Source organism: Edaphobacter paludis, assembly GCF_039993895.1.
GTDB lineage: Bacteria > Acidobacteriota > Terriglobia > Terriglobales > Acidobacteriaceae > Edaphobacter > Edaphobacter paludis.
Genome location: NZ_CP121194.1, coordinates 1853431 through 1868324 on the forward strand (window position 1 = coordinate 1853431; position 14894 = coordinate 1868324).

General features: G+C 57.3%; 12 protein-coding genes. 8 read left to right on the forward strand and 4 right to left on the reverse strand.

Annotated elements, in window-relative coordinates; translation table 11 throughout:
* Window positions 1-159: 159 nt before the first annotated feature.
* Genes P4G45_RS07625 through P4G45_RS07640 form a run of 4 tightly spaced genes read left to right on the forward strand, consistent with a single transcriptional unit; the run spans window position 160 to window position 2581 of the window.
* Entirely contained in the window at window positions 160-1419 is a 1260-nt protein-coding gene (locus tag P4G45_RS07625) for an acetylxylan esterase (RefSeq protein ID WP_348269075.1), read from the forward strand.
* A gap of 35 nt (window positions 1420-1454) precedes the next feature.
* Window positions 1455-2021: an RNA polymerase sigma factor gene (locus tag P4G45_RS07630; protein ID WP_348269076.1), complete on the forward strand. Its 567-nt coding sequence runs from the start codon at window positions 1455-1457 to the stop codon at window positions 2019-2021.
* A gap of 9 nt (window positions 2022-2030) precedes the next feature.
* A complete protein-coding gene (locus P4G45_RS07635; RefSeq protein ID WP_348269077.1) occupies window positions 2031-2384 on the forward strand; it encodes a hypothetical protein in 354 nt (117 codons plus the stop codon).
* Window positions 2381-2581, forward strand: a complete 201-nt coding sequence (locus tag P4G45_RS07640) for a hypothetical protein (RefSeq protein ID WP_348269078.1) — start codon at window positions 2381-2383, stop codon at window positions 2579-2581. Before P4G45_RS07635 ends, P4G45_RS07640 begins: the two co-directional genes overlap by 4 nt.
* A 24-nt stretch (window positions 2582-2605) precedes the next feature.
* Here the strand turns inward: P4G45_RS07640 and P4G45_RS07645 are convergent, their stop codons facing one another.
* Window positions 2606-4033 (reverse strand): sigma-54-dependent transcriptional regulator, encoded by a 1428-nt coding sequence (locus P4G45_RS07645; protein ID WP_373694191.1) that lies wholly within the window; start codon window positions 4031-4033, stop codon window positions 2606-2608.
* Between the two features lie 10 nt (window positions 4034-4043).
* Complete coding sequence (locus P4G45_RS07650; protein WP_348269080.1) at window positions 4044-7025, reverse strand: ATP-binding protein; 2982 nt, start codon at window positions 7023-7025, stop codon at window positions 4044-4046.
* Between the two features lie 234 nt (window positions 7026-7259).
* On the opposite strand from P4G45_RS07650, the gene P4G45_RS07655 reads away from it, so the two are divergent.
* Window positions 7260-8123 (forward strand): alpha/beta fold hydrolase, encoded by an 864-nt coding sequence (locus tag P4G45_RS07655; protein ID WP_348269081.1) that lies wholly within the window; start codon window positions 7260-7262, stop codon window positions 8121-8123.
* Here the strand turns inward: P4G45_RS07655 and P4G45_RS07660 are convergent, their stop codons facing one another.
* Window positions 8124-8810: an alpha/beta family hydrolase gene (locus P4G45_RS07660; RefSeq protein WP_348269082.1), complete on the reverse strand. Its 687-nt coding sequence runs from the start codon at window positions 8808-8810 to the stop codon at window positions 8124-8126. It lies immediately after the preceding gene.
* Between the two features lie 99 nt (window positions 8811-8909).
* Here P4G45_RS07660 and P4G45_RS07665 point away from each other — a divergent pair, with 99 nt between their 5' ends.
* Window positions 8910-9944, forward strand: coding sequence for a M20/M25/M40 family metallo-hydrolase (locus P4G45_RS07665; RefSeq protein WP_348269083.1), 1035 nt, complete (start codon window positions 8910-8912; stop codon window positions 9942-9944).
* A gap of 16 nt (window positions 9945-9960) precedes the next feature.
* Here the strand turns inward: P4G45_RS07665 and P4G45_RS07670 are convergent, their stop codons facing one another.
* Window positions 9961-10335, reverse strand: coding sequence for a DUF3592 domain-containing protein (locus P4G45_RS07670; RefSeq protein ID WP_348269084.1), 375 nt, complete (start codon window positions 10333-10335; stop codon window positions 9961-9963).
* A gap of 76 nt (window positions 10336-10411) precedes the next feature.
* Here P4G45_RS07670 and dnaE point away from each other — a divergent pair, with 76 nt between their 5' ends.
* Entirely contained in the window at window positions 10412-13939 is a 3528-nt protein-coding gene (gene dnaE / locus P4G45_RS07675) for a DNA polymerase III subunit alpha (protein ID WP_348269085.1), read from the forward strand.
* An 80-nt stretch (window positions 13940-14019) separates the two neighbouring features.
* Window positions 14020-14877, forward strand: coding sequence for an acetyl-CoA carboxylase carboxyltransferase subunit alpha (locus P4G45_RS07680; RefSeq protein WP_348269086.1), 858 nt, complete (start codon window positions 14020-14022; stop codon window positions 14875-14877).
* Window positions 14878-14894: the final 17 nt, after the last annotated feature.

Below are 14894 nucleotides of genomic sequence, written 5' to 3' on the forward strand. Positions count from 1 at the left end.
ATTAGTTTCAGTGGCACCAAGGAGAAAATCCTGCATACTCTAAAGTCTCTTCCAAAAGCCACCTTTCTGGCCGCCGCTCTCCTACTTCTGCCTGCCGCACTTGTTGCACAGATATCGCCTCCCGTTCACCTGACTGCGGAGCAGGACCATCAACGACTGATGGATCTCCTCCACATCACCTCTCTGCGTCAGGGAGTCGATAGCCATGCGGGCGCTCCCAACGCCGTCAACTACGAGGAGTCCAAGGCCAACCCGTATCCCAACCTTCCCGACCCCCTCATTTTGAACAACGGCAAGAAGGTTACGTCGGCGGACATGTGGTGGACGCAGCGACGGCCCCAGATTGTCGAATACTTCGACCGCGAAATCTACGGACGCGTGCCTGCTCATACGCCCAGGGTGAACTGGGAGGTCGTCACTACAACCAAGGGAAACGTAGGGGATTTCCCGGTTGTTACCAAGCAGCTCGTCGGTCACGTCGACAACTCTTCCTACCCGCTCATCGCCGTTAATATCGAGCTCAGCCTCACCACCCCGGCGAATGCCGGTGGCCCCGTCCCAATCATCATGGAGTTCAGCTTCGAGGGTTACCCCGGTTTCAAGATGCCGCCTCCACCCGCTCCTGTCCCCGGCACGACGCTCATGCCCGACTGGAAGCAGCAGCTTCTCGCCAAGGGCTGGGGCTATGCCATCCTTCACCCCACCACCATTCAGGCGGACAACGGCGCAGGTCTCACAGAAGGCATCATCGGTCTGGTTAACAAGGGCCAGCCACGCAAGCTCGACGACTGGGGCGCCATCCGCGCGTGGGCCTGGGGTGGCAGCCGCGCTATGGACTACTTCGAAACCGACAAGTCCGTCGACGCCAGGCAGGTAGGCATTGAGGGCCACTCCCGCTTTGGCAAGACCGCGCTGGTCGCGATGGCCTACGATCCTCGGTTCGCTATCGCCTACGTCAGTTCCTCAGGCGCGGGGGGTGCCCAGCTCTACCGCCGCAATTGGGGCGAGCGGCTCGAAAACGTGGCGGCTCCCCGCGAATACCATTGGATGGCCGGCAACTTCCTGAAATATGCTGGTCCGCTCACCGCCAACGATCTGCCCATCGATTCGCACGAGCTGATTGCCCTCTGCGCTCCCTGCCCGGTCTTCATCGGCGGTGGCGCAACCGAAGGCGACGGCTGGGCCGATGCCAAGGGGATGTTCATGGCCGCTGCTGCGGCCAGCCCGGTCTACCAATTACTCGGGAAAAAGGGCTTGGGTACCACCACCTTCCCGCCCATCGAAACGCCGTTGGTCGAAGGAGATATCGCCTTCCGCCAGCACACCGGAGGCCACACCCCGGCGCCAAACTGGCCTACCTTTATTACTTTTGCCAGCCGTTATATCCAAATTAAATCGCCTTCGCCGCCTACGCCCTAAAATATCCGTACCCTCTCATCCGTCTACACCAGTAGATGAACGAACTCACGATCATCGAGCAGGACCAGCTCATCTCCGAGGCCATGGAGCGGGATGAGCCGCGACTGCGCAGTTTTATCCGCAAGCGAGTTGCGGACAGCGCTGAAGCCGAAGATATTCTGCAGGATGTCTTCTACGAGTTGATCGAGGCATATCGCCTCATGAAACCCATCGAGCAGGTCACCGCCTGGCTCTTCCGTGTCGCTCGAAATCGGATGATCGACGTCTTTCGCAAGAGCAAGCCCGGCTCACTCAACGAGCCAATATCTTCGGAAGAAGACACTGGAGACACGCTCGAAGATCTGCTGCCCTCGCCTGACCAAGGGCCGGAGGCGGCTTATGCCCGGGGTCTTCTCCTCGACGCGCTCGACGAGGCACTGGAAGAGCTTCCCGCCGAGCAGCGCGAGGTCTTCGTCGCCCATGAGCTGCTGGGCCGCAGCTTCAAAGAGATCTCAGCCGAGACCGGCATCGCCGTCAACACGCTGCTCTCGCGCAAACGCTACGCCGTGCTGCATCTGCGGCGCACGCTCCAATCCATCTACGACACCATCGCAAAGCCATAAGGAGAAACCATGCAACATCGACTTGTTAAAGGACTTAAAATCATTCTCTTCGTCATTGTCGCCGGAGCTGTCTTCGGCTTCATCACGATGGAGCTTTGGAACGCCCTGTTGCCGCAGATATTCGGATGGACGCGCATCACGTTCTGGCAGGCACTCGGCCTCATCATCCTTAGCAGAATCCTCTTTGGCGGTTTCCACCGTCACTCCGGCCATCGTGACCAGTGGAACCGGCGCATGAAACATCGCATGAAAGAGCGCTGGGAGCAGATGTCTCCGGACGAACGCGAGAAGTTTCGCAAAGGCATGCGATGCAATCCCTTCGCTAAAGCAGGAGAAGAACAACCTGCGGAGCCGCGCATATGAACGAACTCGGAGAGATCATAACCGCCGGATCGGAGCGAGAGCTGGGCCAATCCAATCCGTCACCGCCCAACGGTCACGCTTCGCCCAGTTCTTCCGATTTCCGCATTATCGAGCTGGAGATAGAAAACTTGCGCCTGCAAAGACTCATCGCCGAACTGCTTTTCAAAAATCAGCAGCTAAGAAGGGCCGCCGAGTAACCCACTCGAGCCGTTCCCTCGAAGCTAGTCGCGCGTGCGCTTCTTGATTTCAACGTTAAGCCGTTTGATCTTCTGATTGAGTGTGGAGAGAGGAATTTTGAAGTATTCCGCCGCTTCTGTCTGATTCCAATGACAGCGCTCCAGCCGGTCCGAGATGATACGGCGTTCGATCTCTTCCATCAGGTCGAAGAGCGATGCGTCAGGCTTATGGTCGAGCAGACTGGCGGAGTAGGTGCTCCCGGTCAACTGCGCGGGCAACAGGTCGGGAGTGATCACGCTTGAGGTGGCAAGCACAACACCGCGCTCCATCGCGTTTTCCAGCTCACGAACATTTCCAGGCCACTCGTGGTCCATCATGATGCGCAGTGTCTCCTGCGCAAGCGACGGCACCTGTGTCCCATTTTCCTCTGCGTAGAACTTGAGAAAGTGTCCGGCGAGCAGGGGGATGTCCTCGCGGCGCAGACGCAGCGGAGGTAGTTCCAGCGTAATGACGTTGAGCCGATAGAAGAGGTCTTCGCGGAAGCGACCTTCGCGCACAGCCTGCTGCAGGTTGACATTGGTGGCGGCGATGATGCGGACATCGACCTGGATCTCTTGCACGCCGCCGAGATGCATGAAGCGGCGGTCCTGCAGAACGCGCAGGATCTTCGCCTGCATGTCCATGTTCATGGTGCCGATTTCGTCCAGGAAGAGCGTGCCCCCGTTCGCAATTTCGAAGAGACCCTTTTTGGCACTGATGGCAGAGGTAAACGCGCCTTTGACATGGCCGAACAGCGTCGACTCCAGCAGATCGGAGGGGACAGCGCCGGTATTGACAGGAACAAAGGGATGGTCGCGCCGCGGCGAGTTGGCATGGAGCGCCTTCGCTATCAACTCCTTGCCGGTTCCGCTTTCGCCCTGCAATAACACGGTCGAGCGGCTCGGCGCGACCTGGGCGATGAGGTCGAAGAGGCGCAGCATGGGCTCGCTCTTGCCGACGATGTTCTCGAAGTTGTAGCGCTGCTTGAGCGTTCGCTTGAGTTGAACGACCTCTTCTTCGGCCCGGTGTTTGGCGATGGCCGTGCGGATATCGGCGAGCAGCTTTTCGTTGTCCCACGGCTTCTGGACGAAGTTCTCCGCGCCCGCGCGGATGGCATCGACGACGTTGCCCACGGTTCCGTAGGCTGTAATCATGATGACCGGAAGGTTCGGTTGCATCTCGACGATGCGCGGCAACAGGTCGATGCCGCTTTCGCCCGGGAGGGCAAGGTCAAGCAGCAGCAGGTCGTATTCATTACGCGACAACAGTTCGAGCCCGGAGACGCCATCGGCGGCGAGAGTCACGGTGAATCCTTCGAGCGTCAGCAACGTCTCGAGCGACTCTCGAATCGCATTTTCATCATCAATGATAAGAATGCGGGGTGTTCCAACAATTCGGGCAGTGCGTTGCAGATGGAGAGACTCGGCTGCCATCTCGGTTGCCTCAGACATGGATCGTCTTCCTCTCGGCGTCGCGGCGGCCATTCGTGTAGGTTTCGGCAGAGATCGCAGACCGGCTGCCGGAAGCAGGGAATTCAAGCTGGAAGGCAGTTCCTACACCTCGTTCGCTCTCGACGTGGATCTTGCCGGCATGCTCCTGGATGATTCCATAGCTGACGGCAAGCCCCAGGCCGGTGCCCTTATGCTCGCCTTCCTGCGGCCTGGTCTTGGTAGTAAAGAAGGGATCGTAGATGCGATGAAGATGTTCGCGTTCGATTCCGCCACCGGAGTCCTGAATGCGCACGAAGACGCTTCCTGAGCTATTGAAGGTTGCAATTTTCAGGGTCGCATTCGACATTCCGAACATTGCATCTTTTGCGTTCAACATGAGATTGAGGATTACCTGTTGCAGCTTGCCCTGATTTCCGTGAATACGTGCGAGTTGCGGATCGAGATTGGTTTCTGTGCGAATCTGCGCGGTCTTGAACTGATGGTCCAGCAAGGTCAGCGTATCGCGGAGGAGTTCGTTGAGATCGATGCTGGTGAACTCAGCACCACTGGTGCGGGAGAAGTTGAGCAGGCCGTTGACGATCTCCGATGCGCGGAAGGTTTGCTGCGTGATCTTTTCGAGCACTGGCGCCAGGCGCTCGTCGCCACGCATATGCTTTGTAAGCATCTGCGTATAGCTGGAGATGACGGCAAGCGGTGTATTGACCTCGTGCGCGACGCCCGCGGCAAGCAGGCCGATGGAGGAGAGCTTTTCGGACTGGGTCAACTGGGCTTCGAGCTGGATGCGGTCGGTGATGTCGTCCACAAGAATGATGCGGCCAACGGCGATGAAATCGCGCGTAACCAGAGGCGCAATGGCGATGTTGGCAGTTCGCACATTGCCGTCGGGCAGGGCGAGGCGAAACTTGTAGAGCGTGTGGGTGCCCTGCTCCTCGCGGACACTGTTGAATCTCGCGACGAAGTCCGCCGGAAAGACAGCGGATACGGGTTGACGAAGCACTTCTTTGCGAGACTTCGAGTACATGCTCTCCATCTGGGTGTTCCAGCTCTCGATACGATCTTCAAGGTCGACGGCAAAGACGCCGACATTGATGGATTCGACGATGTTCTCGTGGAACTCCTTGAGCCGCTCGAATTCGCCGATCTTCTGTTCGAGCCGCTGATAGAGCTGTGCATTCTGGATGGCGATGCCGATATAGCCTGCGAGCGATTCGAGCAACTCCATGTCTTCACTGGAGAGAAAGTCGCCGTCGTCGGTGCGGCCAAGGCCGATAATGGCGACGGTACGCGTCCCAGATCCTTCCCGATTTGCGACACGGCAAGGGAGATAGTAGTTCAAATCGAGGTTGCGTGCGCTGCTGCGTTGCGCTTCGGGCAGACGAAGAACCTGCTGCGGCGTTTCAAGAAATATATGGCTGTTGGCGCCCGGGCGGTCGAAGTCGAGGAAGCGGACATCGAGGGTTTGTAGATCATCGGCCTGAAGATTGGTGAGACCGTGCGAAGCTGCGAGTTCGAAGTTTGGATTGCCGGGAGAACGATTAGGTTCCGTCGCCAGAAAAACAGCCACCCGGGTTACAAGCAAGGTCTGAGGCAGGCGCTCAACAATCGAGTCGAGAAGAGCGCGGAGATCGGTCTGCGAGTTCAGACCTCGACCAAATTCAACCAGGGTCTCTCGGTAGTCGAAGCGCTTTTGGTCGAAGAGGCGATCTACGCGCCCCTGAATCGCTTTCTTTAGCGGTTCAAAGAGAATACCGGTGAAGATGATCGCAGCCAGCAAGCCCCAAACATGCAGGCTCGGCAGGCGGGCGCGAACCATCTCTGCCGTGACGGCGACGACAACAAAATAGAGTCCGACCAGCGAGGCGGTCGCAAGCGTATAGGTGACGCCGCGCTTGAAGATCAGATCGACGTCCATCAGCCGGTAACGCACAATCGCCCAACTGAAGGTAAGGGGAAGAAAGATCAACGAGAGTCCGGCGATCTTTGTCAGTAGGGAAGGAACGGATGTGCCCGAGAAATAAAGGTACGGGATGACGTAGAGAAGCGTGAAGGGCGTGATGGTGAGCAGGGTGCCACGAGTGAGCCACTTCAACTGTTGCCGCTCAAGGCCGGACTCGGCTCGCTGATACCGGAAGCGGAAGACGATTGCAGCAATGACGTAATAAATAGCGAGATAGGCAACCGCAATCTGATCGAGGCGATGCCGCAACATCTCGGTGGCCGACCAGAATTGAATGGCGGAGTATTGCAGCGCTATCAGGCAGACTGCAGGCGTGTAGATGATCGTGCTGAGGAGACGGCGCTTGAGCTTGTTTGGGCGATTTGAGGCAAAGACATCGGAGAAGCTGACTGCGAAATGGACGAAGAGCGCGGGTTGCAGCGCTTCCGCGATGATGTTGCACCAGTAGATGACCTGGTCGAAGGTGTCGAATTCTGTCGTGTATTTGAAGGAGTACAACACGAAAGAGACAAGGCAGAAAACATAAAAGTGCGTCGACTTCGGCGCCGTCCATCGCCGGAACAAGACATAAATTCCTATGGCCAGGTAGACGAGCGCTATAAACCGCAGCCACTGGTTGCTGGAACGGTCCTGCGGGACCAGGATGACCTGAATGTCGAGCCGGGCCGATCCTTTGAGATCGATGGAATTTGGAACCGGCCGCTGGATGGAATAGGTTGCGTGAGACCAGATGCCGCTGCGAAACATCTCTCGTACAAGCGGAGCCAGGCGGTTCGTTGGACGATCATTAATTGCGACAAGGATGTCGCCGGTACGAATTCCGGCCCGATAGCCGGGAGATTCCGCAGGAACTCGCTGAGCTCGCAATCCACCCGGCGCTTCAATCCATGAGATGCCGTCAGTAGGCACATCGAAATGGTTCTCGTGCTGGAGATTTACTCCTGCGAGCACGCACGCAGCCAGCGTCGCAAGAGCGAGCGCGATCGCCAGGATCCGCGTTTGGAAGCCATTTTTCATAAGGCTACGACAACTTCATTAAGCACATTGTGTACCAAATGAGTATATGACTAGAAAGCTGAACTTACTGAGTCCATGGGCAGTTAGAGCTACGGAAAATCATATCCCATTCCGTAATCCTGATAGTAGGGTTTACTTGTCTCCTCAGCCATCTCAAGGGAATTCGCTGGCTTCTCCTAATGTCTCGCCTCGCAAATTCATCTTCCTGTAACATTTGAAAAGAGAGTAGATGCGATGCAACGAGACGAAGAGATTAACGAGGCAGTTGTATCGATATCGGGCGTGAAGGTCCACTATCAATACGCCGGCTCGGGCCATCCCCTTCTATTGCTGCATGGTTTGGTCGGATCGGCCAGAAACTGGAATAGAAATATTAGCTTTCTGGCCCGAGATGCCAGCGTTTTTGCGATCGATCTAGCCAATATGGGAGAGTCGGAGCGCATTCCCGGGCTGGATGCCGGATTGGAAGCGACCGCGGACCGTATTGCAGCGTTTATGCAGAAGTTGGGTTTGGATGAAGCAGATATTGGCGCCCATTCTCATGGAGGAGCTGTGGCGATGATGCTGGCTGCGCGCCACCCGGGTCGCGTGCGCAGTCTCATCCTGTTTGCGCCCGCAAACCCGTTTTGCGATCTTGGGAAGCAGTTGATCTACTTCTATCAGACGAAGTTTGGGTGCTGGTTTGCGCGACAGATTCCTCATCTGCCAAGAATGCTGAAGGCCACCGCGCTGAGCCGCATGTACGGAGACCCTTCAAGGGTTGCCGATGGTGTCCTGGAGGGCTATATTGCCGGATTGCATGTTCCCGGCACAATGGATCATGTCTTGCAGATTATTCGGCGTTGGTCGGCTGATATGAGCGTTTTGCGTTCGGCCCTCGCAAAGTTAAGTAAGCCGACGCTGCTGATCTGGGGTGACCGTGATCGCGCTGTGGGGCTTTCGTCGGGTCGTCAATTGGAGAGGGTGTTGCCGCAGTCGAGCCTGGTTGTGATTCATGGCGCGGGACATATCGCGTTCGAGGAGATGCCGGAGGTTTGCAACCAGGCGATGCGCGACTGGCTCTTGCGCAGGCTTCCCGAGGCGACGAGCGCCGCTTAATTATCCCAGACTGAATTCTTCGCGTAGCCAGAGTGCGATCTCGTGTTGCATCACGCCGAGTTTTGGCGTGGGAGAGTCTGCTGTTCCCTGAAAAAAATGCTCTGCTCCTTCGATCCAGACCAGGCGCTTTGGTTCTGAAGCCGAGGCGAACGCTTCTTCTACCAGCGGTCGCGGGCCGTATTCGTCGTGGTCTCCGCTGAGGAAGAGTTTGGGCTGGCCGCATTGCGCCAGGAAATCATAGGTATAGTCGCGGCCTTCGGCATGGACCGGCAGTCCCAGCGCCAGCAAGCCTTTCACCCGAGCTTCGCCACAGCAGGCGCGAAGGCCCACATAGGAGCCGAAAGAGAAACCGGCGAAGATGATGGGTCGTTTGAGGTTAGCTTCGAGCCAGTCAAGCGCGGCGCGGACATCTTCCTGCTCTCCGCGGCCTTCGTCGAAGGTCCCTTCGCTTAGTCCAACACTGCGAAAGTTGAAGCGGAGGACCGGTAAACCAAAGGAATTAAAGGCCTTCATGGCGTGATAGACGACTTTATTGTGCATGGTGCCGCCGCCTAGGGGGTGGGGATGACAGAGGAGCACGGAGTAAGGCGCGTCGGGACGGCCGGTGTTCAGTACGGCTTCGAGGCGACCGGCGGGACTGTGAAGGTCCTCGATAGAGATAATTTGCGACGGATGTTTTTGCGTCATTTTTTATGATTTTATGCTTGTTCTCCAGGATGGTTCGTCCACGATTCTGCTTCCATGGGAACTATTTTTGACGCAAAAAACATATCGTATGCTGGAAGGATGGCGATTGATCCTATTCAACTTACGAAGAAGCTCGTCGATATTGATTCGACCACCTACCATGAGGGTCTTGCAGGAGCCTTTTTGTATGAATTTCTGGCTTCAGAGCGCTATGCCGTTGAAAAGATGACGGTGGAACAGCCGGAACTGAAGCTGACTCCGGGAGCCGGGACTGGGGAGCGGTTCAATGTCTATGCCGCGCTCCCGGGGGTTACGCCGGATATCGTTCTTTCGACCCATATGGATACCGTACCTCCGTTCTTTGGCTGCACGGAGGATGACGAGTTCCTCTATGGTCGTGGAACCTGCGACGCGAAGGGGATTATCGCTGCTCAGATTGCGGCGGCGGACAGGCTGCGGGATGCGGGCGTGAAGGTTGGGCTGCTATTTGTTGTGGGGGAGGAGCGCGACTCGGCGGGGGCCAAGGTGGCCAATCAGTTCCCCAAGGGATCGAAGTTTCTGATCAATGGAGAGCCGACGGACAACCGCATGGCGCTCGCGACAAAAGGCGCGCTGCGCGTCGAGCTACGCAGCCATGGACGCATGGCGCACTCGGCGTACCCCGAGCTGGGAGAGTCGGCTATCGACAAGTTGGTGGAGGCGCTCCACGATGTGAACGCGTTGTCACTTCCGGTTGAGCCGGAGATTGGGCCTTCCACGCTGAACATCGGGCTGATCGAGGGTGGGCGCGCGCCGAATGTCATTGCGGACAAGGCAGAGGCTCATCTGCTGATCCGCACGGTAGGACCTTCGCAAGAGGTGAAAGACCTCATTTTGAAGACAGTGGGCGACCGAGCCAAGGTTACTTTCTCGCTCGATCTGAGCTATGTGCGGATGCGTAAAGTGGGGAACCGGCCTACGATGGTCGCCAAGTTCGCTACCGATATCCCGACGCTGACCAACTGGGGCGAGCCGTTTCTGCTGGGTCCGGGAAGCATTCATGTGGCGCATACGTCGAATGAGAAGATCTCAAAAAAAGAGCTGTTGGAGTGCGTAGATCTCTATGTCGAGCTGGCGACGAGTTTAGTGAGTTAGGCTCCGCCTTCCCTGATTAGCTGGAAAAGATTTGGAAGGGGAGATTCTTCTTATTGTCCTCAGCGAGGACAGCGACGGAATCTGGATTGCTCGGGTCGTAGCGGATGTTGACGGAAAGATCCCCCTTTGCAAGTCTTTCCGCTTCACCTCCGGCCAAAGCTACGCTGCGAAAGTAGCCGCCGTAGTATTCGCCGTTGAGCTTGAAGTGGAAGCCTGCTTCGATCTGAAAAGGAACTCCAAAGGCATTGGCTTCTTCGTCCGCCGGGACTACCGCCCAATGATTGACCTCGGCCACGGTCGTCGGCCAGGTGGCGGCAAGGCGCAGTTTTTTCTCGCGGCTTCTGCGGCGCAGCCATAAGCGAATTGAATCGATCAGGAAGATGCCGCCCATTTGCCCACGATTCTAATACGAACCCTCGAATTAGGTCGACGTTTTCCTCTGCGGCTGCGGGTTCTAAACTAGAGGTATGGCCGCAGAGTTCACCCACCTCCATCTTCACTCCGATTATTCGCTCCTCGATGGAGCCTGCGACGTCGATAAGCTGGCCGCGCATGTCAGCAAGATTGGGCAGAAGGCTGCCGCCATCACTGACCACGGCAATATCTATGGAGCGGTGCACTTCTTCGACGCCATGCAGAAGAAGGGGGTCAAGCCGATCCTTGGTTGCGAGCTTTATCTCTCAAAGACGGCTGACCACCGCGAGAGGGCGGATGGCTACAACCACTTCCTGGTACTGGCGGAGAATGAGACGGGTTACCGCAACCTTGTCCGCCTGACCAGCGAAGCTGCTCTGCATGGCTTCTATCGCAAGCCGCGGGTGTCCAAGGAATTTCTGTCGAAGCACACGGAGGGCTTGATTGGATTCTCGGGCTGTCTGGCCGGCGAAATCAATCAACACCTGATGGCGGGTAAGTACGAAGAGGCGAAGCAGAGCGCGGGATACTTTCAGGACATATTCGGCAAAAACAACTTCTTCCTTGAGATTCAGGACCATGGGCTGGAGCCGGACAAGGGTGTCTGCGATGCGCTCTTCAAGATGGAGCGCGAGCTTGGCATTCCCCTGATCGCGACCAACGACAGTCATTATGTCGCCAGCGACGACAGCCGCGCTCACGAGATTCTGCTGTGCGTGCAGACGGCCGGGAGCATGAATGACCCGAACCGCTTCAAGTTCGACACGCAGGAGTTCTACATCAAGACTGCGGAGGAGATGCACCGGACCTTCGCTCAGAATCCCGAGGTCTGCAATCGCACAATGCAGTTTGTGGACCGCTGCAACCTGAAAATGTCGAAGGTAAAAGATCCGTTTCCGAAGTTCGATGTTCCTGAAGGCCATACGCTGGACAGCTACTTTGAGAGCGTGTGCCGCGAAGGATTGAAGAAGCGGCTGGAGACTTCGGTGGCTCATCTCCGCGAGCGTGGGTTGCTGCGCAAATCGATTGCGGACTACGAGGCCAGGTTGAACCGCGAGCTTGATTGCATCAAGCAGATGCAGTTTCCCGGCTACTTCATGATTGTGTGGGACTTCATTCGCTACGCGAAGGAGCAGGATATTCCGGTGGGGCCGGGGCGTGGTTCGGCGGCGGGGTCGCTGGTCGCGTATGTGATGGAGATTACCGACGTCGATCCGCTGCAGAATGAGCTGCTGTTCGAGCGGTTTCTCAACCCCGAGCGCGTCTCCATGCCCGATATCGATATCGACTTCTGCATGAATCGCCGTGGCGAGGTCATCGAGTACGTCAAGCGCAAGTATGGCAACGACCAGGTGGCGCAGATCATCACGTTCAACACGATGGCCGCGAAGGCTGCCATCAAGGACGTTGGACGCGCTCTCGACATGCCTTATGGCGAAGTGGACCGCATCGCAAAGATGATTCCGCCGACGATCGGCATCACCATCGAGCAGGCGATGAAGGACTCGCCGACGCTGGCCACCGCCTATGAGGGCGATGCGCGCATCAAGGAAGTGATCGACGCTGCGATTCGTCTCGAGGGCCTGATTCGCGGGGCTGGCGTCCACGCCGCCGGTGTCGTGATCGCGCCGCAGCCGCTGACCGAGCTGGTGCCGGTGACGCTGACCAAGGACGAGTCGCTGGTCACGGCGTATGACATGAAGGCGGTCGAGAAGATGGGGCTGCTCAAGATGGACTTTCTTGGGCTGACTACGCTGACTGTTATTGACGACTGCCTTAAGCTCATCAAGCTGAACCGCGGCGAGACGGTGGAGATGGCGACGATACCGCTCGATGATGCGAAGACCTATGAGCAGGTATTTCATCGTGCGCTGACTTCAGGTGTGTTTCAGTTTGAATCGGGCGGAATGCGCGATGTGCTGCGACGCTACAAGCCGACCACCGTCGAAGACCTTACCGCTTTGAATGCGCTCTATCGCCCCGGCCCGATTCAGGGTGGCATGATCGACGACTTCATCGAGCGCAAGTGGGGACGCAGGCCGGTTGAGTATCTGCTGCCTGAGCTTGAAACGCTGCTGCACGAGACGCTGGGCGTCATTGTGTATCAGGAGCAGGTGATGCAGATTTCGAACGTCGTTGCTGGCTATTCGCTGGGCGACGCCGACCTGCTGCGCCGCGCGATGGGTAAGAAAGACGCTGCCGAGATGGACAAGCAGCGCGAGCGTTTTATGGCAGGCGCTGCTGCGAACAAACATCCAAAGGACACCGCTGGAAAGCTGTTTGACTTGATGGCGCAGTTCGCAGGGTATGGTTTCAATAAGTCGCACTCGGCTGCTTATGCACTGCTGGCGTATCACACTGCGTGGCTCAAGACGCATTATCCAGTGGAGTTTATGGCTGCGCTGCTGACGAGTGAAACCTCGAAGCCGGAGAACGTCGTGAAGTACATCTCGGAGTGCCGCGAGATCAATATCTCCGTTGTGCCGCCGAATGTGCAGGCTTCCTATGCCAACTTCACCCCTGTGGGGGATGAGATTGGCTTTGGCCTGGCCGCGATTAAGAATGTTGGGCACAACGCGATTGATTCCATCATTAAAGCGCGCGAGGAATTGAAGGAAGCGGGAAAGACCGGCTTCAGCAGCCTTTGGGAGTTCTGCGAGAAGGTCGATCTTCGGTTGCTGAATAAGCGTGTCCTGGAATCGCTGATTAAAGCTGGCGCGATGGACGCGTTTGGTGGGCGCGCTCAGGTGATGGCCGCACTAGATAAAGCGATGGAGCAGGCACAGAAGTCGCAGCGCGATGAGGCAGCGGGGCAGCATGGACTGTTTGGGATATTCGATTCGGATATCCCCGCAGAGGGCGGCGGTCGCGAAGATGCTTTGCCCAATGTGCCTGAGTGGGATGAACATACCCGATTGCAGTATGAGAAGGAGGTTCTGGGATTTTTTGTCTCGGGGCATCCGATGGACAAGTATCGCGAGAAGCTGCGCAACATGAAGGTGGTAGATACGGCGACTGCGATTGAGATGAAGCCGGAGCCGCAAACCTTTCGGCGCGGGCGCAGTGAAGAGCCACAGAATGAAATTGCCATCGCTGGCGTGATTACCGGGCTGAAGGTGGCGAAGTCGAAGCGTTCGGGCGAGATGTACGCGCAGGCTTCGCTCGAAGATACGGTGGGAAAGATTGAGCTGATCGCGTTTCCGCAGTCTTATGAGAAGCTGGCGGAGAAGTTGAAGATCGACGTCCCGGTGCTGGTGCGCGGCGTGCTCCGTGGGGAGGAAGACTCTGCGCCCAAGCTGGCGATTTCGAGTATTCAGGCGCTCGAGGATGTGAAGCTGAAGTTGCCGGAGTCGCTGCGGATCAGGGTTCCGCTGCATAATCCCGACGCGGCGTTGCTGGAAAAGCTTCATGCGGTATTTCTTGGTGCGCCGGGGAAGGGCAAGCTACTGCTGGATCTCGAAGAACCGGGGGAGTTCTGCGCCGTGCTGGAGCCGCATAACGTGATGGTGGCGGCGGATCGTCTCTTCATCGACCAGGTGGAAGAGCTGGTCGGGCGGGGCGGTGTTCGGGTGATTGATTGATCTTCTGACGTTCCATCCGAGATCGCTACGCTCTGATTCTCGGCTATCGCATACAATCAAAAGGGAAGCACAGACGACTTATGGCTGAACACGAAGCAAGCAGAGCAGCGCACGCTCATCCTGTAGCCGCACCGGTTCCGGAAGCGTGGATCAAAACGGAGCTGGCCCGGCACGCCCAGCGCCCTTATCCGATGGACTTCATCGAAGCACTCTTTACCGACTTCAGCGAGATCCACGGCGACCGAGCCTTCGGCGACGACGCAGCGATGAGTTGCGGAATGGCGTACTTTCATGGCGAACCGGTGCTGGTTGTCGGTAACCTGAAGGGCAGGACGCTCAAGGAACGGGTGGCGCGGAAGTTCGGCAGCCCTGATCCTGAAGGCTATCGCAAGGCGCTTCGTGCGATGAAGATTGCGGAGAAATTCGGTCATCCTGTCTTTACCTTTATCGACTTGGCAGGGGCGAATCCTGGCATCGGCGCGGAAGAGCGTGGTCAGGGCGAGGCTATTGCACGCAACCTGCTTGAGATGTCGCGGCTGAGGGTGCCGACCATTGCCACGATTACGGGCGAAGGAGGTTCGGGCGGCGCCTTGGCGCTGGCAGTCGCTGACCGGGTCTTGATGCTCGAAAATGCGATTTATTCGGTCATCTCCCCCGAGGGTTGTGCCTCGATCATGTGGAAGGACGCCGGCAAGAAACAGCAGGCAGCCGATGCTCTCAAATACACGGCCATTGACGTCCAACGCTTAGGCTGTGTCGATGACGTACTGTCGGAGCCTGAGGGCGGTACGCAGAACGATCCGGCTGCGGCCATGGCGATGGTCGATGAAAAGCTTCAGTATCATCTTGCGGCGCTCCGAGGGTTGCCTATCGAGGAACTGCTCGAGCAGCGCTACCGCAAGTTCCGCAATATCGCGCAGTTCTACACCACCGTTTAGCAGCCGATGCAGCACAT